The organism is Halomonas flagellata (assembly GCF_022487945.1).
Taxonomy (GTDB): Bacteria; Pseudomonadota; Gammaproteobacteria; order Pseudomonadales; family Halomonadaceae; genus Halomonas; species Halomonas flagellata.
Genome location: NZ_JAKVPY010000024.1, coordinates 36,679 through 61,123 on the forward strand (window position 1 = coordinate 36,679; position 24,445 = coordinate 61,123).

At 67.7% G+C, this 24,445-nt stretch carries 24 protein-coding genes and 1 pseudogene; 8 read left to right on the top strand and 17 right to left on the bottom strand.

The features are described from left to right. Nucleotides 1–70 precede the first annotated feature (70 nt). Both MKP05_RS17145 and MKP05_RS21820 read left to right on the top strand, forming a co-directional pair. Nucleotides 71–1,336 (top strand): ribonucleotide-diphosphate reductase subunit beta, encoded by a 1,266-nt coding sequence (locus MKP05_RS17145; protein WP_276316659.1) that lies wholly within the window; start codon nt 71–73, stop codon nt 1,334–1,336. A gap of 251 nt (nt 1,337–1,587) precedes the next feature. Next, nucleotides 1,588–2,076, top strand: a complete 489-nt coding sequence (locus MKP05_RS21820; protein ID WP_276316660.1) for a hypothetical protein — start codon at nt 1,588–1,590, stop codon at nt 2,074–2,076. On the opposite strand, the gene MKP05_RS17155 is transcribed toward MKP05_RS21820, so the two are convergent. Continuing rightward, nucleotides 2,055–2,549: an Lrp/AsnC family transcriptional regulator gene (locus MKP05_RS17155; protein ID WP_240569416.1), complete on the bottom strand. Its 495-nt coding sequence runs from the start codon at nt 2,547–2,549 to the stop codon at nt 2,055–2,057. The genes MKP05_RS21820 and MKP05_RS17155 overlap by 22 nt on opposite strands. Nucleotides 2,550–2,900: 351 nt before the next feature. On the opposite strand from MKP05_RS17155, the gene nhaC reads away from it, so the two are divergent. Both nhaC and MKP05_RS17165 read left to right on the top strand, forming a co-directional pair. After that, nucleotides 2,901–4,430: a Na+/H+ antiporter NhaC gene (gene nhaC / locus MKP05_RS17160; RefSeq protein ID WP_240569417.1), complete on the top strand. Its 1,530-nt coding sequence runs from the start codon at nt 2,901–2,903 to the stop codon at nt 4,428–4,430. A gap of 530 nt (nt 4,431–4,960) precedes the next feature. Next, nucleotides 4,961–5,167 carry a DUF3565 domain-containing protein gene (locus MKP05_RS17165; protein WP_240569418.1) on the top strand — a complete coding sequence of 69 codons (207 nt, stop codon included), beginning with the start codon at nt 4,961–4,963 and terminating at the stop codon, nt 5,165–5,167. A gap of 67 nt (nt 5,168–5,234) precedes the next feature. Here MKP05_RS17165 and MKP05_RS17170 read toward each other — a convergent pair whose 3' ends face one another. Together MKP05_RS17170 and MKP05_RS17175 are read right to left on the bottom strand one after the other, a co-directional pair. Then, on the bottom strand, nt 5,235–5,414 hold the full coding sequence (locus MKP05_RS17170) for a PLDc N-terminal domain-containing protein (protein WP_110282724.1): 180 nt from the start codon (nt 5,412–5,414) through the stop codon (nt 5,235–5,237). Between the two features lie 100 nt (nt 5,415–5,514). After that, entirely contained in the window at nt 5,515–6,180 is a 666-nt protein-coding gene (locus MKP05_RS17175; RefSeq protein WP_240569419.1) for a cupin domain-containing protein, read from the bottom strand. Nucleotides 6,181–6,368: 188 nt separating this feature from the next. Between MKP05_RS17175 and MKP05_RS17180 the strand changes: the two genes are divergently transcribed. Further along, on the top strand, nt 6,369–8,201 hold the full coding sequence (locus MKP05_RS17180) for a monovalent cation:proton antiporter-2 (CPA2) family protein (protein ID WP_240569420.1): 1,833 nt from the start codon (nt 6,369–6,371) through the stop codon (nt 8,199–8,201). Nucleotides 8,202–8,317: 116 nt separating this feature from the next. Next, nucleotides 8,318–8,568, top strand: a pseudogene (locus MKP05_RS17185) (glutamate synthase-related protein); the annotation flags it as partial. A 58-nt stretch (nt 8,569–8,626) separates the two neighbouring features. On the opposite strand, the gene MKP05_RS17190 reads toward MKP05_RS17185, so the two are convergent. The 12 genes from MKP05_RS17190 to MKP05_RS17245 form a co-directional block, all read right to left on the bottom strand. After that, entirely contained in the window at nt 8,627–9,700 is a 1,074-nt protein-coding gene (locus tag MKP05_RS17190) for an NAD(P)H-dependent flavin oxidoreductase (RefSeq protein ID WP_240569421.1), read from the bottom strand. After that, complete coding sequence (locus tag MKP05_RS17195; protein WP_240569422.1) at nt 9,697–10,689, bottom strand: YihY/virulence factor BrkB family protein; 993 nt, start codon at nt 10,687–10,689, stop codon at nt 9,697–9,699. Before MKP05_RS17195 ends, MKP05_RS17190 begins: the two co-directional genes overlap by 4 nt. 7 nt (nt 10,690–10,696) lie before the next feature. After that, nucleotides 10,697–11,221, bottom strand: coding sequence for a retropepsin-like aspartic protease family protein (locus MKP05_RS17200; RefSeq protein ID WP_240569423.1), 525 nt, complete (start codon nt 11,219–11,221; stop codon nt 10,697–10,699). Nucleotides 11,222–11,406: 185 nt separating this feature from the next. Further along, the gene (locus tag MKP05_RS17205; protein WP_240569424.1) at nt 11,407–12,759 is read right to left on the bottom strand and encodes a phage exclusion protein Lit family protein; all 1,353 of its coding nucleotides are present in this window, start codon (nt 12,757–12,759) and stop codon (nt 11,407–11,409) included. Next, nucleotides 12,756–13,349, bottom strand: coding sequence for a hypothetical protein (locus tag MKP05_RS17210; protein ID WP_240569425.1), 594 nt, complete (start codon nt 13,347–13,349; stop codon nt 12,756–12,758). The genes MKP05_RS17205 and MKP05_RS17210 overlap by 4 nt, the downstream gene beginning before the upstream one ends. An 80-nt stretch (nt 13,350–13,429) precedes the next feature. After that, nucleotides 13,430–14,161 carry a sulfite exporter TauE/SafE family protein gene (locus tag MKP05_RS17215; protein WP_240569426.1) on the bottom strand — a complete coding sequence of 244 codons (732 nt, stop codon included), beginning with the start codon at nt 14,159–14,161 and terminating at the stop codon, nt 13,430–13,432. Nucleotides 14,162–14,182: 21 nt separating this feature from the next. Further along, on the bottom strand, nt 14,183–15,562 hold the full coding sequence (locus tag MKP05_RS17220) for an MFS transporter (protein WP_240569427.1): 1,380 nt from the start codon (nt 15,560–15,562) through the stop codon (nt 14,183–14,185). A 76-nt stretch (nt 15,563–15,638) separates the two neighbouring features. Next, complete coding sequence (locus MKP05_RS17225; RefSeq protein WP_240569428.1) at nt 15,639–16,046, bottom strand: VOC family protein; 408 nt, start codon at nt 16,044–16,046, stop codon at nt 15,639–15,641. Between the two features lie 36 nt (nt 16,047–16,082). Then, entirely contained in the window at nt 16,083–18,110 is a 2,028-nt protein-coding gene (locus MKP05_RS17230) for a CocE/NonD family hydrolase (RefSeq protein ID WP_240569429.1), read from the bottom strand. 48 nt (nt 18,111–18,158) lie between these two features. Next, nucleotides 18,159–19,460: an ATP-grasp domain-containing protein gene (locus MKP05_RS17235; RefSeq protein WP_110282735.1), complete on the bottom strand. Its 1,302-nt coding sequence runs from the start codon at nt 19,458–19,460 to the stop codon at nt 18,159–18,161. A 112-nt stretch (nt 19,461–19,572) separates the two neighbouring features. Further along, complete coding sequence (locus tag MKP05_RS17240; protein WP_240569445.1) at nt 19,573–20,226, bottom strand: extensin-like domain-containing protein; 654 nt, start codon at nt 20,224–20,226, stop codon at nt 19,573–19,575. 52 nt (nt 20,227–20,278) lie between these two features. Next, a complete protein-coding gene (locus MKP05_RS17245; protein WP_240569430.1) occupies nt 20,279–20,455 on the bottom strand; it encodes a hypothetical protein in 177 nt (58 codons plus the stop codon). A gap of 157 nt (nt 20,456–20,612) precedes the next feature. On the opposite strand from MKP05_RS17245, the gene MKP05_RS17250 reads away from it, so the two are divergent. Next, nucleotides 20,613–20,924 carry a sll1863 family stress response protein gene (locus tag MKP05_RS17250; RefSeq protein ID WP_240569431.1) on the top strand — a complete coding sequence of 104 codons (312 nt, stop codon included), beginning with the start codon at nt 20,613–20,615 and terminating at the stop codon, nt 20,922–20,924. A gap of 24 nt (nt 20,925–20,948) precedes the next feature. Here MKP05_RS17250 and MKP05_RS17255 read toward each other — a convergent pair whose 3' ends face one another. Together MKP05_RS17255 and MKP05_RS17260 are read right to left on the bottom strand one after the other, a co-directional pair. Further along, nucleotides 20,949–22,169, bottom strand: a complete 1,221-nt coding sequence (locus MKP05_RS17255) for a toxic anion resistance protein (RefSeq protein ID WP_240569432.1) — start codon at nt 22,167–22,169, stop codon at nt 20,949–20,951. Nucleotides 22,170–22,239: 70 nt separating this feature from the next. Beyond that, a complete protein-coding gene (locus tag MKP05_RS17260) occupies nt 22,240–23,187 on the bottom strand; it encodes a cobyrinic acid a,c-diamide synthase (protein ID WP_110282737.1) in 948 nt (315 codons plus the stop codon). A gap of 212 nt (nt 23,188–23,399) precedes the next feature. On the opposite strand from MKP05_RS17260, the gene MKP05_RS17265 reads away from it, so the two are divergent. Further along, a complete protein-coding gene (locus MKP05_RS17265; RefSeq protein ID WP_240569433.1) occupies nt 23,400–24,395 on the top strand; it encodes an LLM class flavin-dependent oxidoreductase in 996 nt (331 codons plus the stop codon). Nucleotides 24,396–24,445 lie beyond the last annotated feature (50 nt).

Consider the following 24,445-nt stretch of genomic DNA (forward strand, 5'->3'; position numbering starts at 1 on the left):
GTAAGCCGGAAGCTGGAAGGAACACCCGTTTCTTCCAGCTCATCGACCAGAGATCGAAAGGTAGATAGAGATGCTTAATTGGGACGAGTTCCACGAGGACGAAACCACGGTCGCCGAGCAAGCCAAGGCCGCTCCCGCTCCGCAGCCCGCCGCCGCCCCCCGGGAAGAGGCCACGCGCGAAGAGGCCGTGAGAGCAGAGACCGTAAGAGAAGGTGCCGCTCGCTACGCCGTGGTCGATCAGGACCGCCTGGCCCGCGCCCGCAATTCGCTGGAGGAGCTCGATGTGGCCGCCGGCCTCGAGGAGCTGGAGATGGGTGCGGCGCGCATCGAGGTCGACGACAAGCAGATGATCAATGCCCGCGCCGACCTCAACCAGCTGGTGCCCTTCAAGTACGAGTGGGCCTGGCAGAAATACCTGGACGGCAGCGCCAACCACTGGATGCCCCAGGAAGTGAACATGAACGCCGACATCGCCCTGTGGAAGAGCCAGGATGGCCTGACCGCGGACGAGCGGCGCATCGTCGAGCGCAGCCTGGGCTACTTCTCCACCGCCGATTCGCTGGTCGCCAACAACCTGGTGCTGGCGCTCTATCGCCTGATCACCAACCCCGAGTGCCGCCAGTACCTGCTGCGCCAGGCCTTCGAGGAGGCGATCCACACCCACGCCTACCAGTACTGCGTGGAGTCGCTGGGCATGGACGAGGGCGCGGTCTTCAACATGTACCGCGAGGTGCCTTCCGTCGCCGCCAAGTCCGCCTGGAGCCTCAAGCACACCCAGTCGCTGGCGCGCCCGGACTTCAACACTGGCACCCCGGAGACCGACCAGGAGCTGCTGCGCAACCTGATCGCCTTCTACTGCGTCACCGAGGGCATCTTCTTCTACTGCGGCTTCAGCCAGATCCTCTCCATGGGCCGGCGCAACAAGATGACCGGCGTCGCCGAGCAGTTCCAGTACATCCTGCGCGACGAGTCGATGCACCTGAACTTCGGGGTCGACATGATCAACCAGATCAAGATCGAGAACCCGCACCTGTGGACGCCGGAATTCCAGGACGAGGTCACCCAGATGATCCTCGAGGGCACCGAGCTGGAGATCGCCTATGCCCGGGACACCATGCCCCGCGGCGTGCTGGGCATGAACGCCGCGATCATGGAGGAGTACCTCCACTTCATCTGCAACCGCCGCCTGGCCCAGATCGGCCTCAAGGAGCAGTTCCCCGGCGCCCAGAACCCCTTCCCGTGGATGAGCGAGATCATCGACCTGCGCAAGGAGAAGAACTTCTTCGAGACCCGCGTCACCGAGTACCAGGTGGGTGGCGCGCTGAGCTGGGATTGAGAGAGTTTCGGCCGGGGAGTCACTCCCCGGCGTGATTTCCGGAGGCATCGCCATGGTGGACCAGAAGACCCCGACCCTCGACGCGCGACCCCGTAGGCCGCCAGCGTCCACCGGCCTCCCTCAGGCGGGCCCGCGGCTCCCGAGCGCTTCGGGCCGACTTCGCCGACCCCGATGATGACGCCCTGTCCGGCCACGCCGGGCAGGGCGTTTTTCATGGCCCGGAAACAGGCATAACAACGGAGGGCAATCCGATGCATGCAACCCAAGCCGTAGCACGTCGCGACTCCCAGGCGTGGCAGTCCGCCCTGGATCGGGCGCTGGCCGCCCATGACAGCGAAGATGCCTTCGCCCACTACCCCCATGTGGCCTTCGCCTTCCCCTCGTCGTCACCCAACCCCTACTCGCGGAACTACCCGCTGCTCAACTACCGGGAACTCAAGGAGTGGGCAAGCTCGCGTGGCTGGCGGGTCCGGCCGGCGCCGGAGCGAGCCCCCGAGGGCGAGGAGTACAGCCCGCCGGTCCGCTTCACCCGACTCCCCCGGGGGGGCCTTGCGCGCCGGCGCCGGTCCTCGCTATCACTGAACCGCCTCGCCCGGGGCCCCGCCCCGGGCGAGGCCGCCCCTCCCCCGGGTGCCGAGCCCGTACGCGATCATCGACAGCCCCCCTTCCTCGTGACCGCGTCACCGCCCAGGCCAGGCGCCCGCCTGGTAGTCGTGAACTATTCCGGCCAGGTGACGTGATCGATGGGCACCGTCACTTCGTCCTTCACGAGCTCCATCACCACGAAGGAGTGCGTCTGGTGAACATTCGGCAGCCGGCCGATCTGCTGGACGAGCACGGCACGATAGTGCGAGATATCGTGGGTCCTTACCTTTAGCAGGTAATCGAAGTTCCCCGCCACCATATAGCAGCCCTGCACTTCCGGAATGAGGCGCACGGCCTCGTTGAATCGGTCCAGGGCGTCCTCGCTCGTCTTCTCCATGGTCACCAGCACCACCAGCACATGGCCCGCACCGAGTTGCCCCGGGTCCAGATCGGCACGATAGCCGCGGATGATACCGGCCTGCTCGAGTCGGCGTACACGCTGTGCACAGGGCGTCTTGGTGAGGTTCACCCGGTTGGCCAACTCCACGATGGGGAGGCGTCCATGTTCCTGAAGTTGATGCAGAATGCGGCGATCTATGCGATCCAGGCGCTCCATCTTCTTAGCCATATTGCCTACTACCATCTTATATCAAGGACAAAGGTAAACCAATCTAGCGTTATTTGGAGCCAATTCCTAGCCGAAATGGCCAACAATAAGCCTTGAAGGCTGAATGAAGGCACAAAGTAGCCAGATATAGCGATCCGGCCGCCCACGACACCTGGATCACGGTGTCCTTGCAGCCTTCCGGTCGGGTCTTGCGACATCTGGCAAAGGGGGATACGAATGCACGGCAACTGCCTACCGCTATTACTGTTATAGCTTCTACCGATCGAGAGTCGATCGATAACAATCGGAAAGTTGCGTAACGCTTGATAAAGCAAAGCAAGAACAACGCACATCAAACCGAAGGTAACTGACATGACAAGTCCAAAAAGTCCATCCGACTATAAACAGCCAGGCCTGATGCTGGCGCTCACTCCCGTCGTCCTGACGTTGCTGGTACTGGCGGTACAACTCTTCTATTTCGGCGACTTCACTCCCCACATTCCCCTGGCCATCGGCCTGGCGATCACGGCGCTGGTGGGGGTCAAGCTCGGCTTCCGGTGGAAACAGATCGAAGAGGGCATCTTTCACGTCATCCACGTGTCCCTGCCCTCCGTCTCGGTGTTGATCTGCGTCGGCATGATCATCGGCGTATGGATCGCCAGCGGCACCGTACCGACCCTCATCTATTACGGGCTGACGATTCTATCGCCGACCATCTTCCTGGCGGCGGCCATGTTGCTCTGCTCGGTCGTCTCGGTGTCGCTGGGCACCTCCTGGGGCACGGTCGGCACGGTGGGCCTCGCCCTGATGGGCATCGGCGCAGGCTTCGATATCCCGATGTACTGGACCGCCGGCGCCGTGGTGTCGGGCGCCTTCTTCGGCGACAAGGTCTCGCCGCTGTCGGACACGACGAACCTCGCCCCGGCGGTCACCGGCACGGACGTCTTCTCCCATATCAAGAACATGATGCCGACGACGATCCCGGCGATGCTGATCGCCTTCGCCATCTACCTGGTGGCGGGTTTCACCCTGATCGACGACGAGGCCGCCTCCTTCGAGCGAATCGATGCCATCACCACCGCGCTGCAGGCGAACTTCACCATCTCGGCCTGGCTGCTGCTGCCGGCGGTGCTGGTGATCGTGCTCGCGGTCAAGCGCATGCCGCCCATCCCGTCGCTGTTCGCCGGCGCCCTGGCCGGTGCGGTCACCGCCATGGTCGCGCAGGGGGTCGGCGTGCATGACCTGCTCACCTATGCCAACAGCGGTTATTCGATCGAGACCGGTATCGGCGCCATCGACAGCCTGCTCAATCGCGGTGGCATCCAGTCGATGATGTGGACCATTTCACTGATTCTCATCGCGCTCGGCTTCGGCGGTGCGCTGGAAAAGACCGGCTGCCTGGAAGCGATCATCCGCGCGATCATGACCAAGGTGCGCAGCTTTAAAGGTGTACAGACAGCCGCGGTGTTGACCTCGGTGTCCACCAACCTGGTCGCCGGCGACCCGTACCTTTCGATTGCCCTTCCCGGCCGCATGTACGCCCCCACCTACCGCGGCATGGGGTATTCGACCCTGAACCTGTCGCGCGCCATCGAAGAGGGTGGAACCCTCATCTCGCCGCTGATTCCGTGGAATGCCGGCGGGGCCTTCGTGATCAGCGCCCTCGGACTCGGTATCGTCGAGGGAAATGTCGAGAACCTGCTGTACATTCCGCTGGCCTTCGCCTGCTGGATGTCCCCGGTGATCGGCCTGCTCTATGCGCAGACCGGCCTGTTCTCCCCCCGGGCCAGCGAGGAGGAGCGGCAACTCTGGCAGGAGCAGGGCGAGGCCATTGCTACCGACCTCGGGGCCGCCGGCCAGGCCAGCGAAGCGCCTATCGCCATCCCGCGGCCGTCGAGCTGACGGCGCGCACCGGGGCACTCGCTGCCCCGTCGCTGGCACGCTGAGGCGGGATTGCTCATGACTGGCGGGAGAAGCGAAGTCTCGCCTGCCCCACCCGGAAACGGGTGGGGTTCTTCGTTGCCATCTCCTACCCACCCTGCGCTCTCGACTCATCTCCAGGGCTATGCAGAAGGCCCCCGCGCAGCCCTCCCCGCTGTCGCTCAGATCCAGCACCAGCTCGTCCCCGCCACTGCGTCGGTAGATGCCGTCCCTGTCATTACGCACATTGCATAGCCCGCCTTGCTCAGGGGCAGCGGCATCCTGAGCGGGATTGATCCCCCGCCGCGCGTGGCGCTAACGTAGTGGCCTTAGTCTGCGGGATGACACGGAGGGCTCACCCATGACCAAGAGCAACGACAGAAGCGTCATCAAGCGGGTCTATGTCCCCCCCATGTTCGCCAGCTCCCCAGCGGCGAGCGCGTTAAGGTGCCGGGACACTACAGGGCTCACGAGAAATGAGCGACGACGGCCCCTGCCCCTGATCTTTTGCCATGCGGCAGCCCATCACCGGCTACCACCGCGACGAGGAGGGCCACTGGGTGGCCGAGCTCGCCTGCGGCCACCACCAGCATGTGCGCCATCGGCCGCCCTGGGTCGAGCGCCCCTGGGTCACCAGCGAGGCGGGGCGCCGTTCGCGGCTCGGCATGCGGCTCGCGTGCGTCAAGTGCGATCGGGGCGAGCCCCCGGATACCGTCTGAGCCCCTGCAAGAAATCGGGCAGACCGATTGGCCTGCCCGATAGATGTCATGGCACGGGGGAATGCCGCTACCCCTTGGGTCCGAGCAACAGCCAGATGATCAGGCCCAACACGGGGAAGAACAGCAGGATCAGGATCCACAGCAGCTTGGCGACCCCTCCCGCCGAACTCTTGGCGACCTTGACGATGGCCCAGATGACGATGATCAACCAGATCAGGCCCAGCAGGCCGCCCACTTCGATGCCCATATGCATGCTCCTTTGCAGCTCAATGGGTTGGCCGATCATGGGTAGCATATCTCCATGACCCGGCACAATCGGAATCGGTGACCGCCAAGTCGAGCCGCGTTCAGCCGGGTGGCAGATGGCCCGCCTTGATATAGACGAGGGCCCCGTCCGCCCCGGTGCGGGGCGTGTGCCGGCTCCCGTGCGGGCTGCGCAGCCAGCTGCCAGCCGGGTAACGGCCGTGCTCGTCGTGGAAGGAACCCTCCAGTACCAGGACCTCCGCGCCGCCCCGGTATTCTCGCGGGGCGAGACGCATATTCGGCGCCCAGCGCTCCAGTGCCACGTGCTCGTTTCGGAACTCGTGGAGGGGCATCACCTCGAGCCCCTTCTCCTGCCCCGGCTGCCAGTCGGCCGAGCGGGTATCGATGACCTTCCGGTCGGTGTCCCGGGGAGAAAACTGGTGCAGCTTGACGAAGATGAGTGCCCCCTGCTCACCGACCCTCGGCGCATGGGCGGTACCGATAGGATTGCGCAGGTACGTTCCCACCGGGTATCTGCCATGTTCATCGGCGAACTCGCCCTCGAGCACCAGGATCTCCTCGCCGCCGCCGTGCTCATGGGTCGGGAAGGTGCTGTTCGGTGCATAGCGCACCAGCGAAGTGGCACGGGCCACCTCCTCGCCGACGCGATCCAGCATCATTCGCTCCACGCCGGGCGTGGGCGAGTCCACCCAGCGGTAGGCCTCGGGCGTGACCACCGCCCGCCGGGAAAAGTCGGCATTGAGTTGCATGGTGCTCTCCTCTCGCTACCGGCTCGCCGGAGCCGTGGCGCCTCGCTGATGTTCAGGATGTCGGACCCCGGGGCCCGCCAGGCGTTCCCGGTCACGGCCGTCCGGTTGGCCCGGTGCTTGCTTATCAATAAGCAGCCCCCGCTCGGGTAGAATGGGGCCCCCTCGCCACCTCGAAGAAGGAGTCACCCTTGGCCACCGGACTTCTGTTCAACGCCCTGATCTTCCTTGCCGCGGCGGTACTGATCGTGCCGGTATTCAAGCGCCTGGGGCTCGGCGAGGTGCTGGGCTACCTGGCCGCAGGAGTCGTGATCGGCCCCTCGGTACTGGGGCTTGTGCCGGATGCCGAGGGCGTGCTGCAGTTCGCCCAGGTGGGCATCGTCTTCCTGCTGTTCGTGATCGGCCTCGAGCTCAAGCCGGCGCGTCTCAGGGTGATGCGCAAGGCGGTGTTCGGCTTCGGCAGCCTGCAGGTCGCCGTGACTACCGTACTCCTGGCGACAGGCGCCTGGTGGCTGGGCCTTCCCCCCGTCGCGGCCCTGGTGGTCGGCTTCAGCCTGGGGCTCTGCTCCACACCGCTGGTGCTGCACCTGCTGGGCGAGCGCAAGGAGCTGCAGGCCCGTCATGGGCGCCATGCCTTCGCGCTGCTGCTGTTCCAGGACATGGCGGCGATCCCGGTGCTGGCGGTCATCCCCATCCTCGCCGCCGGATCCTTGATCGCCGATGGCGTCGCACCGCTGCTGGGCGAGATCCTGCTCGCCGCCGGCGCCTTCCTCGGGCTGATCATCGTTGGCCGGTATCTGCTGCGTCCGCTGTTCCGCCTGGCGGCGGGCACCCGCAGCCGCGAGGTCTTCGCCGCCACCACCCTGCTGGTAGTGATCGGCTCTGCCCTGCTGATGGAGATCGCCGGCCTGTCGATGGCGATGGGGGCCTTCATCGCCGGGGTACTGCTCGCCGACTCGGAATATCGCCACAACATCGAGGCGGATATCGAGCCCTTCCGCGGCCTGCTGCTGGGGCTGTTCTTCATGGCCGTGGGCATGACCGCCCAGCTCGGGCTGCTCGCCCAGCAGCCCTGGCTGATCGTTGGGCTGACGCTGGGCCTGCTGCTGGCCAAGGCGTTGAGCATGGTGGTGGCCGCACGGCTGTTCGGCACCGGCTGGCGGGAGGCGACCAATCTCGCTGTGCTGCTCTCCCAGGGCGGGGAGTTCGGCTTCGTGGTGCTGACTGCGGCGGGCACTGCCGCCCTGCTCGGCCCTGAACTGGTAAGCCTGCTGGTACTGGTGATCTCGCTGTCGATGGCGGCGACCCCGGTACTCTTCCTGGCCCACCTGCACTGGATCCGGCCATTGTTCGGCAAGTCCCGGCCCACGCCTGCCTACGACAGCCCCGAAGATGATGCGCCACAGATCATCATCGCCGGCTTCGGCCGTTTCGGGCAAATCATGGGCCGCGCGCTGCAGGGCCTGAAGATTCCCTACACGGTGCTCGACATCAATGCCGATCACGTCGAATTCGTGCGCCGCTACGGTAACAAGGTCTATTTCGGCGATGCCTCGCGCATCGACCTGCTGCGTGCCGCCGGCGCCGACAAGGCCCGCGTGCTGGTAGTGGCCGTGGGCGACATCGAAGCCTCGATGCGCATCGTCGAGCAGGTCAAGCGTCAGTTCCCGCACCTGCGCATCTTCGCCAGGGCCCGCAACCGCTACCATGCCCACCTGCTGATGCGCGCCGGCATCCACGACATCGTGCGCGAACTGCTGCCCGCCAGCCTGGAACTCACCCGCGACGTGCTGATCGAGCTGGGCATCCCCAACGAACAAGCACAGCACACCATCGACACCTTCCGTCCCCACGACGAGCAGGCGCTGATGCGTCAGCTCGAAGTCTTCGGCAACGAGAAGAAACTGATACAGACCGTGCAGGAGGCCGCCCAGGAACTGGAAGCCTTGTACGAAGCCGACGAGGAAGTCGCCACCACGGCACCCCGGCGCAACGATGCACCCCAAGCACGACAGGACCCCTGAGGACCAATACGGGCTTTGCGCCGAGCGGATACCTCGCACCAATGGCGACTCGTATTCGATGGCCCGTCCCGCTGCGCTATAGTGCCTACCTGATGAGCTGGCTGGGTCTCGCCATCGCCCTTTCCGGTAACGCCATCCAGGCCCTCAACCAGGGAGCCAAGCGCGGCGGCTTCTACCACGACACCGGCGAAGGCGGCATCTCCCGCCATCATCTGGCTGGCGGTGACCTGGTGTGGGAGATCGGCTCGGGCTATTTCGGCTGTCGCGATCGCCTGGGAGGCTTCGATGCGGCGACCTTCGCCGAGAATGCCGCGCGCCCTGAGGTCAGATGATCGAGATCAAGCTCTCCCAGGGCGTCAAGCCGGGCCGACAGCTTCCGGCCCCCGGCCCAGGTGCTGGAGATTCGCCATCGGGCCTGATCGGCGTCATGGCCGATACGTCACCTCGTCGATGGCTGCTTGTTCCACCCCCTCGACCAGTTGACGAATTAGCTGGGCGGCAGGAATCTCCCGACAGCCACTGGCGTTCTGCCCGGCCCAGAGTGGCGAGAAGTCACCGCTGCCCTGCGCTTCCGCGGCGGCGCGCAGCGGGGCGATGGCCGCCGCGGCCGTGGGGAAGGCCGGCGCCAGCTCGCTCATCGGCCCCAGCTCGCGCATCAAGCGGGTGACGATGCCCCGCGCCGGTCGGCCGCTGTAGAGGTTGGTCAGGGCCGTGTGGCGAGCCGCCTCGCTCATCAGCGCCTGCCGGTGAATCGGTGTGGTGGTCGCCTCCGGGCAGCACAGGAAGGCGGTGCCGACCTGCACGGCGTCGGCGCCCAGCGCCAGGGCCGCCGCCACTCCGCGGGCATCGCCGATGCCGCCGGCGGCGATCACCGGCACCTCGACCGCCGCCACCACCTGGGGCAGCAGGGCGAAGGTGCCAACCTGGGTGGTGAGATCCTCGGACAGGAAGAGGCCACGGTGGCCGCCCGCCTCGAGCCCCTGGGCGATGATCGCATCGGCGCCCCGGGCCTCGAGCCACAAGGCCTCCTCCACCGTGGTGGCCGACGACAGCACCGTGGCGCCCCAGGCCTTGACCCGCTCGAGCAGTGCCGGCGCCGGCAGCCCGAAGTGGAAGCTGACCACCTCGGGGCGGACGGCCTCCAGCAGATCGCAGGCCTCGTGATCGAAGGGCCGGCGTCCCGCCCCCGCCGGCACGCTCGCGATGTCGAGGCCGAACTCGGCATAGTAGGGCGCCAGCGCCCGGTGCCAGCGCGCCTGGCGGCCGGCGTCGGGCTCGGGGGGCGTATGACAGAAGAAGTTGACGTTGAGCGGTGCGCGAGTGCGCGCTCGGATGGTTTCGAGTTCACGCGCCATGGCGTCCGGCCCCAGCATGGCGCAGGGTAGTGCCCCGAGGCCGCCGGCCTCGCAGACCGCCACGGCGAGGTCGGCCCCCTGCACGCCCGCCATGGGTGCCTGGAGGATGGGCAGGTCGATGCCGAGCTGTTGCTTGAGGATCACGGGTTCTCTCCCTGGTCGGGCGTGTCGCTGGGGCGATCGCGGCGCCTCGGGCCCAGGGTATCGGCCACATGGGCGCCGCGCTCTCCCATGGGCCGCGGCTCGCCGATGGTGGTGTCGTGCCGGGTCTGGCGCTCCATTTCACCGTTGATCTCGGCACCGAGCAATACGACGAAGGCGGAGAGCCAGAACCACAGCATCAGTACCACCACGGCGCCCAGCGAGCCATAGAGCTCGCCCAGATTCACCACATGGCCGACGTAGAGCGAGAGCCCACCGGAGCCGAGCAACCACAGCAGGGTGGCAGTGACGGTGCCGACGCTGACCCACTCCCAGCGCGGCGAGCGCCGATAGGGGCCGAAGCGGTAGAGCACGGCAATGACGAACATCATCACCAGCAGCAGGACCGGCCAACGCAGCCAGCCGATCACCCTGACCGGGGTGTCGTCGAGGCCGAGCATGCCGATGGCCAGGGGCACGAGCGCGATGAACACGATGGTGACCTGGGTCAGCACGATCAGTCCCAGGGTCAGGGCGGCGATGACCAGGGTGCGGTGACCCAGGCCGCGGCGCTCGTCCTCGCCGTAGACGACGTTCAGCCCGACGATCAGGCCACGCACGCCCTTGGAGGCCACGTACATCGCCATCACCAGGCTGGTCAGGGCCGTCAGGCTCAGCCCGGTATCGGTGTTGTCGCCGATCTTGCGGGCCTGCTCCTCGATCAGGTTCGTCACGCCCTGGGGGAGGAAGCGACTCAGTTCGATGATCTGGCGTGCCATGTCCTGGGGGTCGAGCACCAGCGCCCAGAGCGAGATGACGGCCGCGATGGCGGGAAACAGCGACAGCAGGGCATAGAAGGCGATACCGGCGGCCAGCATGGTGATACGGTCGTCGCTCATCTCCTGCTTGACGCGCCACAGGATGTCCAGCCAGCCGGGGCCGGAGATCTCCCGCGGCTGCTCGGCTCGATGGCCTCTCGGGTGGTTCGACATGGACTCCTCAGGGTTGCTGTGCCGGGCGCAGGACCATACGTGCGTCACGGATCTCGATGTCGAAGCGGTTGAGGAAGCTCATCCCCAGCAGGGCGACGTCGCCGTCCAGGCCGGGACTGATCGAGCCGCGCACCTCGGTGGCGGAAAAGCCCCCCAGGCTGACCTCGTCGAGGGTGGTGAGATGGCCGCGCACCCGGCCGTTGGCGGTGTTGAACCAGGCCGAATCGGCCCGCTCCAGGCCCAGCCTGTCGGCCAGGCCGGCGGGCACGGCCACGTAGGTGGCCCCCGTATCAAGCAGGAACTCCACCGGCTCGCCGTTGATGCGCCCGGTGGCCACGAAATGGCCCGCGCGGTTGCGCTCCAGGATCACCGGCTCCCCGTCCCCCGCCACGGTCGTGGCCAGATGGGCGTTGGGATTGCGCTGCTCTGCCAGGTAACCCTGGAACCACCAGGTGCCGGTACCGATGAACAGCACCCAGAACAGCAGCATCATGCCGAGCCCGGTGCGCCGCGTGGAGTCTTCGTCGCTCATCCGCCGTCCTCCCTCACTGGGCCCGGCGACCGCTGCCGCTGGCCACTACTACAGCATTGATACCTATTCCGGCGCTGTTTGCCTACCGACAAGGTGACTCCCTGTACGCAGGCCGCGAAGCGTCGGCCTTCCCCGCCCACGCATGCCCTTGCCTCCCTCGTCGTTGCCACAGGGGCAAGCTTTCCCTACTCGAGCTCCTCTCGCCACAGTTCCCAATAACCGCCATCGTCGGCGGAGCGCTCGCGCCCCCAGCTGCCATGCAGTCGCTCGTCGTCCGCCGTCGCCTCGAGCACACCCAGCCCCCGCTCCAGCCCCAGGGTCCAGCCGAAGTGCAGGCGCCCCGCCCGCACCTCCCCTTCCAGATGACCCAGGCCCAACCCGTAGGTGAACACCCCCTGGACCCGGTCACCCTGCCGCTCGAGCACCAGCCATACCGGCAGCTCCCCCGAGGCGTCGCCAAGCCGGCCCTGGAAGGTACCGGCGAAGGGGAGCCCGGCGGCCGGCACCGCCGGGGCGATGGCCGGCTCCCCCTCCCGCCGCGGCCGCAGGACGGCCGGTTCGGTGGCACGGCCAAGGCGCACGATGCCCTCCTGGATGTCGCGGTCGTCCATGAAATCCGCCAGGCGACCGATCTCGTCGGCCACGCCGTCGATCCGCTCGCGGGCCGCGGCGAAGTCCGGCTCGGCCCGGGCGAAGGCATCGCGGCGCTGGGCCAGGGCCGACGCCAGCCCGCGCAGCCGGTCCGAGGTCAACGGATGGGTGGCCTCGGCCAGATGGGCCCGATAGGCCGCCTCGTCGGCGAAGTGCCAGCGATTGGGCTCCCAGTGGGCCAGCAGCGTGAAGAAGACGCTCATGCCCAGCGGCGGATAGGCGAGCCGGGCCATGACGTCCAGGGCGAAATCGTCGGCCTCGATCTCGTGGCGGCGTGCCGCCTCCCGGGATACCTCGGGGCCGTAGCCCGGATGACGGTGCAGGGCATGCCCCAGTTCGTGGAGCAGCACGAAGACCACCGAGGAGGTGAAGATCTTGCCGTAGAGCTCCATCACCTCCGTCCGATCCCGTACGTCATCGGGCACCCCCAGTGCCTCCAGGGGCGGCGGGTAGCGATCGTCGGGAAACGACTCGCGCCGGCGGTGACGCAGCATGGCCAGGTACTGGCCGGGCGTCTCGATCGACAGTCCCTCGAGCTGCAACCAGGCCATGGCCAGGGCGAGGTCGCCGAACAGGCGCAGCGAGGCCACCGACATCACCACCTGACGGCGGCCATCGGCCAGGGTTTGCTGGTAGTAGCAGAACGGCTCGCTGGCGAGCACCGGGCAGCGCAGCGGAAATTGCAGCTCGACGTCCGCCAGCCGCTCGCGCTCCTCGGCCTCGAATGCCGGCAACAGGTCCTCGTCATGGACGCGGCGAATGTCCGCGGGCGTGATGCGCGACCAGTAGGCCAGGGTCGTATCGTCGTAGAGGCTGGCCATGCCCACGGCCGGCGATGCCAGCAGCCAGCATGACAGGGCCAGGCCGAGCCGCCAGCCGGCGTTCATGGCCGGTCCCTGCCCTGATGGTAGAGGGCCGCCGGCTCGGAGAAACGGGCATCCGGCGGCTCCCCCCGGGCGTCGGTGCCATTGGCCCAGTCGCTGAAGGCGGCATGGTCGCCCCAGGCGTCCAGCCAGGCATCGCGCATCAGCCGCAGCTTCACCTGGCGCAGGTCGCCACGCTCGGCCACGGCCTGGCTGCCCTCCGCGGAGGAGGCGTCGCCCAGGGCATTGAGGGTGAAGAAGAGACGGCGCAGCTGAGCCTGCTCCAGGGCGGGGTCGATACCACCGGCGTCCTGGCCGAGCCCCGAGTAGCTGGCCAGCGTCGGGGCATCGCCGGTCGTCACGGCCGGTGCCGAGGTGGCCTGGACGGCGCTGTAGAGCGAGATGCCCAGGGCCACGCTGCCGAACAGGGCGAAGAAGAGTCCCGGCGCGGCGCGGTTCAGCACTACCTCGGTGCCGCCGGGCAGGGTCACCTTGCCGTCGCTGTCGCGGTGGGCGGGCACCGCCAGGAACAGACGATACCCGAGATAGATGGCCATGCCAGCGAACAGCACGACCAGGATGCGCTCGATGGCACGCAGCATGACGGGGTCCATGACGGCAACTTCCAGTGGGCCCGGCTGGGCGGGATTCCTCCAGTCTATGTCACCCCGGCCGCCGTTGCGTCACGCGCCCACTAGCCCCCCAGAGAGCGCAGCACGATATAGCCGCCCATCACCAGCAGCCCGGAAAAGAAGAAGCGCCGGAAACTCGCTTCGGAGAGCCGACGGCGCAGCCGCTGGCCCAGTTGCATGCCGAGGATAGCGGGAATCACCGCCAGGCTGGAGGTCAACATCAGGTCGCCGGTCAAGAGATCCTGTTCCCCCATGGCCAGGCCCAGCGTCAGGGTACAGAGGGTGAACAGGATCCCCATGGCCTGGATCAACTGGTCCCTCGGCAGCCCCAGCGCCTGCAGATAGGCCACACCCGGGAACACCGACGAGCCGGTCATGCCGGTCAGCAGGCCATTGGCCACCCCGGAGATCACCCCGGCGCGGCGCTCATGGCGTACCGGAAGCACCAGTCGGGCCATGCCCAGGTTCATCAGCGCATAGCCGATGATCAGCCCCCCCAGCAGCCGCGACGGCCAACGCACATCGACACCGGCCAGCACCACCACCCCGGGCCACACCGCCAGCACCGAGGTCACCAGGAAGGGCCACAGCCGCCTGGCGATCATCACCAGTCGGCCGCCCACCAGCGCCTGCCAGACATTGGTGATGACGGTGGGCACCAGCAGCAGCGCCATGGCGGAGTGCAGCCCCAGGGTCGCCGTGAGCAGCGCCAGCGAGACCGTGGGCATGCCCATGCCGATCACGCCCTTCACGGTGCCAGCGGCGAGGAAGGTCACACCCACCAATGCCAGCATCCCGACATCCGGCGCCGACACTCAGGGCCTCCTCGCCGGCTCCAGGCCGTTGCGCACCTCCCAGTCGCGCGCCGCCTGCTGGCCGCGGGCCTGATTCACGGCCAGGCAGATCAGGATGGCGACGATAAACAGTGCCGCGCAGAGCAGGATCGAGGCCTGCAGGCCCACCAGCGACTGCAGCAGCCCCAGGGCGATGATGCCGAAGACCCCGGCCAGCTTGTTGGCCAGGCCCCAGAAGCCGAAGAACTCGGCGGCCTTGCGGGTCGGCGAGAAGAGCCCCACCAGGGCGCGGCTCGCCGACTGGCTCGAGCCCAGGCTGAGGCCGGCCAGGCAGCCCACCACCAGGAAGAGGTGCTGCGCCTCCCAGTCGAGCCCCAGTCGCGCATTGAGGAAGGCGGTGACCTCGGGGGTGGCCCAGATGGCGAAGATCGCCGCCACCCAGAGCATCAGGGTGATCAGGTAGGTGACCTTGGTGCCGATGCGGTCCTGGATGAAGCCGAACCCCAGCGCCCCCGCCGCGGCGGTGATCTGCACGATGATGAACATCAGGTTGCGGATCGACTCGTCCCAGCCGATCACCTGGGCGCCGTAGATGAAGGCGAAGGCGATGATGATGTAGACCCCGGCCATGGAGAACAGCAGCGAGACCAGGAAGATGCCCAGGTCGCGGAAGCGCCGGAGCTCGTGCAGGGTGGTGGCGACCCGTTCCCAGGCGATCCGGTGGTAGGGCATGCCGGGCGGCTGCGGCGTGCCGCGCTCCCTGACCCACAGGAAGGTGGGGATGGCGGTGACCAGGAAGAAGCCGGCGGCGAAGGGCCCCACCCAGCGGATGCGCTCGAAGTTCTCCGCCGTGGCCTCGCCCAGCGCCACCAGGGTGAAGCCGGCGGCGAAGAGCCCGCCGACGTAGCCCAGAGCCCAGCCGAAGCCGGAGATCTTGCCCAGGTCCTCCGGGGGTCCGAGGTCGGGCAGGAAGGCGGCGATGAAGGACTCGCCCATGGAGTAGGCGTAGTTCGACACCACGATCAGCACCAGGCCCAGCACCACATAGCCCGGCGCCACGAAGTAGAGCATGGCGGTGGTCGCCACGGTGGCCAGATAGCTGGCGAAGAGGAAGCGCTTCTTGGCGGCGTGGTAGTCCATCACCGCCCCGCACAGGGGGCCGGTGATCACCACCAGCAGGTAGCTCACCGCCAGCGCCAGGCTCCACAGCAGGTTGGCCAGCCGGTGGTCGTCGCCGCGGTCGCCGACGATCACCGTGGTGAACAGCTCGCCGAATACCACGGTGATGATCAGCAGCGTATAGGCCTGGTTGGCGAAGTCGAACATCGCCCAGCCGAAGATTTCCTTTCTCGTTGCCCGCTGCCGGGGCGATGTGCCGGCAGCCGCTGGAACCACACTCATGCGCGCCTTCCTTGCCATGCAGGGGCCGGGGCCCGTCAGCCCCCTAGCCTACCAGCAAATCGGGCGCGCCGAGCATTCACGGCAGCGGTGGTCCCTTGAGCTCGACGGTATTGCCCATGGGATCGCTCAGGTAGAGCGAGGGCCCACTGCCTTCGGCACCATAGCGGGTCTTCTCCTCGCCGACCTCGATACCGAAGGGGGCCAGCTCGGCACGGATAGCCGCGGCGTCGAAGGGATCGACGCGCAGGCAGAAGTGATCCAGGTTGCGCCCCGCGCTACCGGGTGCCGGGCCGCCCCGGCGCCCCAGCTCGCTCTCCACCGGCACCAGGTCGATCAGCGCGGTACCGGCGCGCAGCTGGATCAGGCCCAGGTCGTCGTTGCGGCGCTCGATCTCGCAGCCCAGTGCCTCGCAGTAGAAGCGCAGCATGGCGTCGAGATCGGTGACACGCAGCACCAGGTGGTCGAGGCCGGTGATTCTCGGCATGGCCGCTCTCCTGCCGGCAGGGCCGGGGGTGAAGTGTCAGACCAGGTCGCGAGGCACCGTCTCGTCCCAGGTCCGGGCATAGATGCGAGTGTCGCCTTCCCAGGCGTCCAGGGTCGCGCGGATACGGAAACTGTCGGCATCGCTGGTCATCAGCGTGCGGGTCAGGGTGTGCACTTCCCAGTCGCCTCGCTTGAAGCTGCGTTGCCACTCCGTCCAGCCGCTGACGCTGTCGTAGCTGCCGTAGGCGTACTGATAGCGCTCGGTGACCCGGGCGGCGATCTCCAGGTCGATGTCGTCGAGACGGTAACGCCCCTCGTCGTTGACCACCTCCAGGGTGGTGCGGTCATTGGCCAGGTCGCGGATCACCTGCCAGGTCTCCTGGGTCGGCTGCAGCAACGTCTTGGCCAGGGGGGGCGCGCCCTCCGGCTCGGCGAACTCCGGCAGCGCCGCCTCCTCGGCGGGCCGCGGCGCCCGCACCGGCAGGATCAGGCGGCAACGGCTCGGCCGGATCGTGATCCTGGCCGGCACCGGGGTCGGCCAGGCCAGCGGCCAGTAGCTGGTGGAGAGCGCCAGGCGAACGGCATGCCCGGCGGCGAACTGCTGGGCGATGTGCTTCAGCAACACCCGCACCCGATAGCGGCGTCCCGGCTCCAGCGGCTCGGGATGCTCGTCGCTGTCGCGATGGGTGAGGTTGAGCAGCCCGTAGGAGACCCGGGTGGCCTTGTCGTCCTCGGCGATGTCGGAAAGGCGCAACGCCACCATGGCCACCGGCTGGTCCGCCTCCAGTTCCAGCTCGACCAGCGGCTGGCCGCAGATCTCCAGCGGCGCCTCGAGGCGCGGCGTCTGGAAGATCAGCGAGCCGCCATCCTCGTCGCGCTGGTCATGGGGCAGGTCGGGCGGCGCATTGTAGGAGCACCACTTGCCGGCGTAGAGCCCCACCGAGAGCGGCGAGCGGATATCCAGGCTGGCCTCGTCATCCTCGGCGTCGTCTTCCGGCAGCAGGTCGTGTCCCGCGGTCAGACGGAAGGACGTCGGCACGATGTTCGGTGATGGCCAAACCGGCTCGGCCACCCAGCGACCGGGGCGCACGTCGTAGCGCGCCGAGGGCGGCACCGACTCCTGCATCCAGACGCGCAGCATCGGCTCCTCCATGATCCCGGTATCCTCGCCCTTGAGCCACTGCCCCCACCAACGCAGCGAGTCCTGCAGGAAGCCGATGGCCGGTCCCGGCACGCCCAGGTGCGGGTACTTGTGGGCCCAGGGGCCGACCAGCCCCTTGCGCGGCACGGATAGCCCGGCCAGCAGCCGGAACACCGCGTTGCAGTAGCCGTCGGCCCAGCCACTGACGGCATACACCGGGCACTGGATGCGCGAATAGTCCTCGCACACCGAGCCGTGCTTCCAGTAGTCGTCGCGGCGCTGGTGCTCGAGCCACTTGGTCAGCCAGAGGCCACTGCCGTCCAGGCGCTCGAGCCACATCTCGCGCCAACGCTTGCCCACCAGTTTGGGATCCGGCGGGCAGGCGTTGCCGTCGAACATGGTCGAGGCCCAGGAGAGGTTGTCGGCCAGCAGACAGCCGCCCATGTGGTGGATGTCGTCGGCGTAGCGGTCGTCGGTGAAGCACAGGGTGATCACCGCCTTGAGCTGGGGGGGCTGCAGGGCGGCGATCTGCAGGCCATTGAAGCCGCCCCAGGAGATGCCGATCATGCCCACCTCGCCGGTGCACCAGGGCTGGGCCTCGAGCCAGGCGAGGATTTCCAGGCCATCGTCCAGCTCCTGGGGCAGGTACTCGTCGGTGAGCACGCCATCGGACTCGCCGGTGCCGCGGATGTCGACCCGCACCCCGGCATAGCCGTGGCCCGCCCAGTAGGGATGACTCTGGACATCGCGCTCGGCGGTGAGGTCGCGCTTGCGATAGGGCAGGTACTCGAGGATGGCCGGTACCGGGTGGCGCTCGGCATCCACCGGGCGCCAGATGCGTGCCGCGAGGCGGGTGCCATCCGCCAGGGGTATCCAGGTCTCCTCCTCCTGCACCCGGCGGGGAAAGTCGTTCACGATACGCATGGCCCTGCTCTCCTTGCCCCTAGTGGTCTTTCTCGGTCCTGGATGTCCTCAACCCTGGATGTCGTCGAACTCGAAGCCCAGGCGCGAGGCCAGGCTGTCGTAGTTGGCCAGCAACTGCGTTTCATCCCGCGCCCCCATCCAGATGTGGGCCAGGGCATAGCTGTAGCTGTCCTGCTCGGGTAACGTCGACAGGCGTTGGCCGACCGCCACCTGGAGCGCGATGAGGGTGCCGGGGAAGTCCGCCTTCAGGGCGGCGATCTCGGCCTCGCTGGGCACCCGGGTCACCACCGCATCGCTGAAGAACACCCGGTAGAAGAACTTGGCGGCCATGGGAAACTCGCCCTCGCGATGGGGCATGTCGGGGCGCCGCCCCAGCCCCAGGTCGATGGTGACCTGCTGATTGCTGACGCCGTCGACCTTCTCGAACAGGTCGCAGTGCGACTGGGAGATCCGGGTGTTGATCTCGAGCAGCCAGATCCGCTCCTGCACCTCGTCCCAGTAGTATTCGATATTGAAGGCAGCGTTGTCGTAGCCGATATGCGTCATGACCGTGCGCGTCAGCTCGGTCATCTTCTCCTGCACATAGCCGGGCAGCCCCGTGGGGTAGCGGTAGTGGAAGAAGCTCAGCACCTGGGGGTAGCGCAGCGAATCGACGATACCGTAGCTCACGACCTCGCCCTCGAAGACGTAGCCCTCCACCGTGCACTGCCAGCCGCCGATGATCTCCTCGGCCATGCAGAAGTGACCATCCACGGCGGCGACCTCCGGCGGCAGGCGGGCATGCTCGAGTACCGTGTTGAAGGGGTCGGCGATCAGGCCGATCTGCTCGCGCAGCTGCTCGATGGCCAGGTAGAAGGTCTCGGGGCTATCGATGAGGAAGCCCAGCCGGGAGCCCGAGGACTTGATCGGTTTGACGAAGAAGGGGATATACAGCCCCGCCTCGCCGATCCGCGTGAGGGCGTCATCGTCGAAGGGATCGAAGGCGGTGAAGGCGGGGATGAAGTCGGGAATCACCTCGCGCTGGACCCGTCGGCTCCAGTACTTGTGCTCGCACTTGAGCAGACTTTCCAGGGAGGTGGAGCGGGTGCCGAAGCGCTCGCAGAGGATCGGCAGCATGGTCGACACCGGGAAGTCCATGTAGCCGACGATGCCATCGATGGTGCCATCGAAGGCCTCGAGTTCCCGCGTGGCCCGCTCCAGCATCTCGCCGATGGGAAAGATCTCGGTCTCGTAGACCTCCGCGGGTTCGATGACGCCGTGAAAGCGATAGTGCTCGGCGCCGCGCAGCGTCTCGAGCCGCTGTCGATTGAAATCGTCCAGCCCCACCACGAAGAGATTCTTCTGGTTCATGTCACGATTCGTCACCCGTGGGTGGCGCCTCCTCGATGGGACCACCGGCGGGCAGGCCGGCGGCTATCATCGAAGCATAGTCCACGGTCGCCGTCGGGGCGGGCCGGGCACTTCAACGACACGACCGGTAGCCGCGCATGCCGAAGTGGAAGTGATCGGCATGCGCGGCGTTGTAGTCCGGGCCCAGCACATTGCCGAACAGGTCACAGGCCCCGTCGCGCACCTCGCGCAGAAACTCTCCCCGAGGCCCCTCGTCATGCCAGTGATTCCGCACTGTGATCCGACGCCCGTCGGCCAGGTGAAAGGCCGCCACATCCAGCGCCTCGGCCGAAGCATGTTCACTGAGTCGGCCCTCTTCGCGTCCGGCGACGTGGCGACAGGCGAAACTGCCGTAGTGCACCACGGACTCGACCGACGTCCCGAACAGCTCCTCGGCCGCGGGCTGCAGTCGCTGACGCTCGAAGATCACCCAGGCCAGGGCCAGCGGGCAGCTGGCGACGAAACTGGTATTGAAATCGACTCCACTCCCCTGCATCCGCACCACCTTCTCGAGCGGACAGCCCGCCACCGGCTCATGATCGTCCAGTGGTGAATAGCGCAACTCCCCTGCGGGTACCGTGTCGAGTGCCGCCAGGCAGCCGTCGCGATTGTCTGCCAGCCGCCTCAGCTTCCAGCGGCTCACCGGTGTCAGGGGATCGTCCACCCGCAGCGGCTTGCCAGGATGCCAATGCCGAGGCACATCGTCCCCGAAGTGCCACCAGGCCATGGCCGCAAGGCCGGCCAGCAGGGCGAGGGTCAGCAGGAAGCGCACGGGCTCTCTACAGCAGGAGGGTCAACACCAGCGCCACGGCGCCGACCGCCAGGGCGGTGATCACGGCGATATCGACCAGGCGGTCCAGCCAGCGGTCGATGACGCTCCTGCCGGGATGACGCGGCTGACGGCGACGGGTGGCCCCGCGGCGCCGAGCGCCGCGAGCGGTGCGGATGAGGAGCATGGCGGAAGTCCGGTTTCACCATTTCACCCTGAGCTTACGACCTGCGCCGCCGGCTGACCACTGCCAGCGGCGGTCGAGCCGACAACCGTGGCGGTGATGGCTCGGCCGTGCAGCGAAGGGAACCCGGGGTGGGCAAAACGATCGTTACAGGAGAGGCATGTGTCACCCGCGGGGCAAGATCATGAGCAAGCGCGACGACTACATCGCGAGAATGAAGGCCAACCTCGACGCCTGGAATGCCGAGATCGACCTCCTGGTCGCCAGGGCCCGGGAGGCCGGCGCCGAGGCCAGGGTCAAGTACCATGACGACATCGAGCGCCTGAAGCGGCGTCGCGACGAGACCTGTGAGCTGCTCGAGGAGCTCCAGCAGACCGGCGAGGCAGCCTGGAGCACCCTGCGCCAGGGGCTGGAGGAGTCGTGGGAGCGCCTGCGCAAGGCCTTCGCCGACGCCTCCTCCCACTTCAAGTAGGCCGCATCAGGGCTCGGCGCGCCCCTACCCCTTCGTCGTGGCATCATCCTCGCCACTGCCCGCCTCCGGCGGGGCCCCGTCATCGCCCCGGCGCAGCTGCTCGATCGCCGCACTGCCCTCGTCGGCGAGCACCGCCAGCCGGTCGATCTGGGCGTCCAGCCGCGGCAGGGCCTCCTGCCGGTAGCGGGCCAGGTCATCGAGCGCGGCCATGACATCGCCGAAGGCCTGTTCGAGGGCCTGCATGTCGAGCTGTGCCGAGGCCGCCCGGGTCTGGATCTCCACTCCCTGCTGGCGCAGCGACCTGGCGGTTCCGGCGATCATCTCGGAAGTGGTGGCGTTGAGGGATTCGACACGATCGAGCACCAGCCGCTGGTTGGCCAGGGCCAGGGCGACGGCGACCGCCACGGTGAGTGCCGAGACGGTGACATGGATGGCCCGATCGACCCCGCGGATCAGTTCGCGATTGTTGCGGATGATCACCTCTAGGGCCAGCACGCCCTGCTGGCACACCGCCTGCTGCTGCTGCAGGTCGAGGATGCGCTGGCGCAGGGGGAAGAGCAGCTCCTGTTCGATGAAGGTGCGCTGCGTGCTCGCCTCGTCGAGCCCGCCGATGGCGTCCTGCAGGCGCCGATCGATCAGGCGCCCGAGGGTGACCTGGTGCTGCAGGTGCCCCAGGATCTCGTGCAGTGCCTCCTGGTCGTCGCCCAGGGTCAGGTTATCGCGACGCAACATGTCGCGCCCCGTCTCCAGGTCGGCAATGATCGCGTCCAGCGCCTGCTGGGCGTTCTCGAACTTGCGGAAGTAGCGCTGCAGACGGCTGCCGGCGCCCGGCAGCCTGGCCAGCACCCGGTCGAGCCGCCCCGGCGACAGGCGCTGCCCGCGCGGGTCCAGCGCCTGCATCCTGCCGCGCAGATCGACCAGTGCCCGCGCCACCGGGCCGCCATCATCGCCGTGGTGCGCCAGCTTGCGCAGCGGCGTCTTCAGCATGGCGCTGCGGTGGGCGGCCTGCTGCTGCAGTTCCAGCCCCAGCTCGTCCACCGCCCGGCGCTGCCGGGCCAGGCTGGAGGGGTCGTCGCCGCTCTCGAGCACTTCCGCCACGAAGGCGTCGGCCCTGGCGGTGAGCTCGGGGGCTTCACCCTCCTCTTCCTCGCCGGCCTGCCGGGGAGACGCCTTCGCCAATTCGCTGGCGACCTCCTCCAGCGGTGGCAGGGAGAGGCGCGGATCACGTTCGGGTGGCTGATTCATAAGCACCTGCTGTACTGAAGCCCATTGCTTACAAGCTAGCAGAGCCCGCCGGTCTTTCCGACACGAACCGTTAGCCCAAGTCGCTACGCCCATAGCGCTCGGCCCGGCCGATGAAGCGGCGCAGCTCCTCCAGCGCCCGGTCGGCGGCGACCGAGGCCTGGGGGCGCCCGGTCTCGATGCGCGCCAGGGCCACCGCGGTATCGTCGAGCAGGGTCAGCGCGGATTCGTTGCGGGCGGTGAGCCGGCCCAGGCGACGCTCGGTGCCCTCGATCAACTCCAGGCGCCGCTCGAGGGCGGTGCGCTCCTCGGCGGACAGCCGCCTGCCCCCGCGCTCCAGGCGACGGCGCACGAAGTCACCGTCCACCCCCATCACGCCTCTGGCCTGGGAGGCCATGGAGGTGAGGTTGTCCACCGCACCCAGGCACACTTCGGTGACCAGGGCCTGGGCACGCTCGAAGGCCAGTTCGCCGTGCTCGAAACGAGCCGCCAGGACGTCCAGCACGTGGCGGTAGCGGCTGAAGAGACGGTCGGCCTGGATGGCCAGATCGGGGCGCCTGACATCGAGTAACCCCTGCTTGGCGCGGCACAGGGCCAGCACCACCTCATCGGCATCGACGGGCGGCCGGGCCGGGTCGAGCACGGCCACCCCCGCCTCCCGGGCCCCGCGTTCCTGTTCGGCCCGGCGGCTCGACGCCTCGGCCTCGAGCCGCGCCTCGAGCCGCTGTCGATGCCGACGGGCACGCCAGCGGTGCCAGCGTCGCTCGAGGGGGAGCTCCACGGCGATCGCCGCCAGCCCCGCCAGCCAGCCCTCCAGGCTCGGCCCGAAGCCCCCCCACAGCGAGGTCAGCCACAGCAGGACGCTGAGGAAGGGGACCAGCAGGCCATAGCGGAAGAAGACCTGCCAGCGGCCGGGACGCTCGGTGGGCACCGCCAGCCGCGGGTTCGCCAGCCCCACCAGGCACCACGGCAGGCAGGTGACGAAGAGCCCATAGGCGAATCCCTGCAGAAACCCCAGCATAGACCTGGCTACCCGGCGACCCATATCAGAATATTCTGAGTGTAAGGGCGCTGGCGGCAACGCGCGACCCCCTCCGGACTGAAATCGTGACACCCGGCAACGGGCCGGAAATCATCGGGCTTTCTCTCCTCGCCCAGAATTGCATTTGTACGCGGCCGCCCCCATAACACCAGAATAGCAAGCAAGCTAACAAACCTTTCGAGTGCCGCGACATGTCACGACTCGCCAAGACGCCCCTCTCCGTGCTCGACCTGGCCCCGATTCGCCAGGGCGGCACCATCGCCGACAGCTTCCGCGAGAGCGTCGGCTTGGCCCGCCTGACCGAGCGGCTCGGCTTCACCCGCTACTGGCTGGCCGAGCATCACAGCCTCGACGGCATCGCCAGCGCCGCCACCGCCGTGCTGATCGGCCACCTGGCCGGCGCCACTTCGCGCATCCGCGTCGGCAGCGGTGGCATCATGCTGCCTAACCACCCGCCACTGGTGGTGGCCGAGCAGTTCGGCACACTGGAGACCCTCTACCCCGGTCGCATCGACCTGGGCCTGGGCCGGGCCCCGGGCGCCGACGCCGCCACCATGGCGGCCATGCGCCGCGATCCCCATGCCGGTGTCGACGACTTCCCCGAGCGACTGGCCGAGCTGCAGGGTTTTCTCGGCGAGGCGCAGCCCGGGCAGCGTGTCCGCGCGGTACCCGGCCAGGGCACCGAGGTGCCGATCTGGCTGCTTGGATCCAGCGGCTACAGTGCCCAGTTGGCGGCCCGGGAAGGGCTGCCGTTCGCCTTCGCCGCCCAGTTCGCCCCGGGCTACCTGCATGAGGCCCTACGACTTTATCGCGACAACTTCCGGCCCTCCGCGGTGCTCGACAGGCCCCACGCCATGGTCGGCCTGCCGGTGATCGCCGCCGAAAGCGATAAACGGGCCGAGTGGCTTGCCTCGACGGCCCGGCAGAAGTTTCTCGGCATGGTGCGCGGCAAGCGGACACGCTCGCTGCCACCGGTCGAGCGGTTGGACTGGACTCCTATGGAGCGGGTCCAGGTGGAACAGTTCCTGGGCGCGGCGATCATCGGCGGCCCCGAGACCGTGCGTGCGGGACTGGAGCAGTTCCTCGAACGAACCGGGGCCGACGAGCTGATGCTCAACACCGACGTCTATGCCGCCGAGGACCGCCTGAGAAGCTACGAGATCGTCGCCGAGGTGTGGCGCTCCTGACCGCGGCACGCTGGCGTCTTGTCGAAGCCTTCGAACCGGCCGGCCAGGAA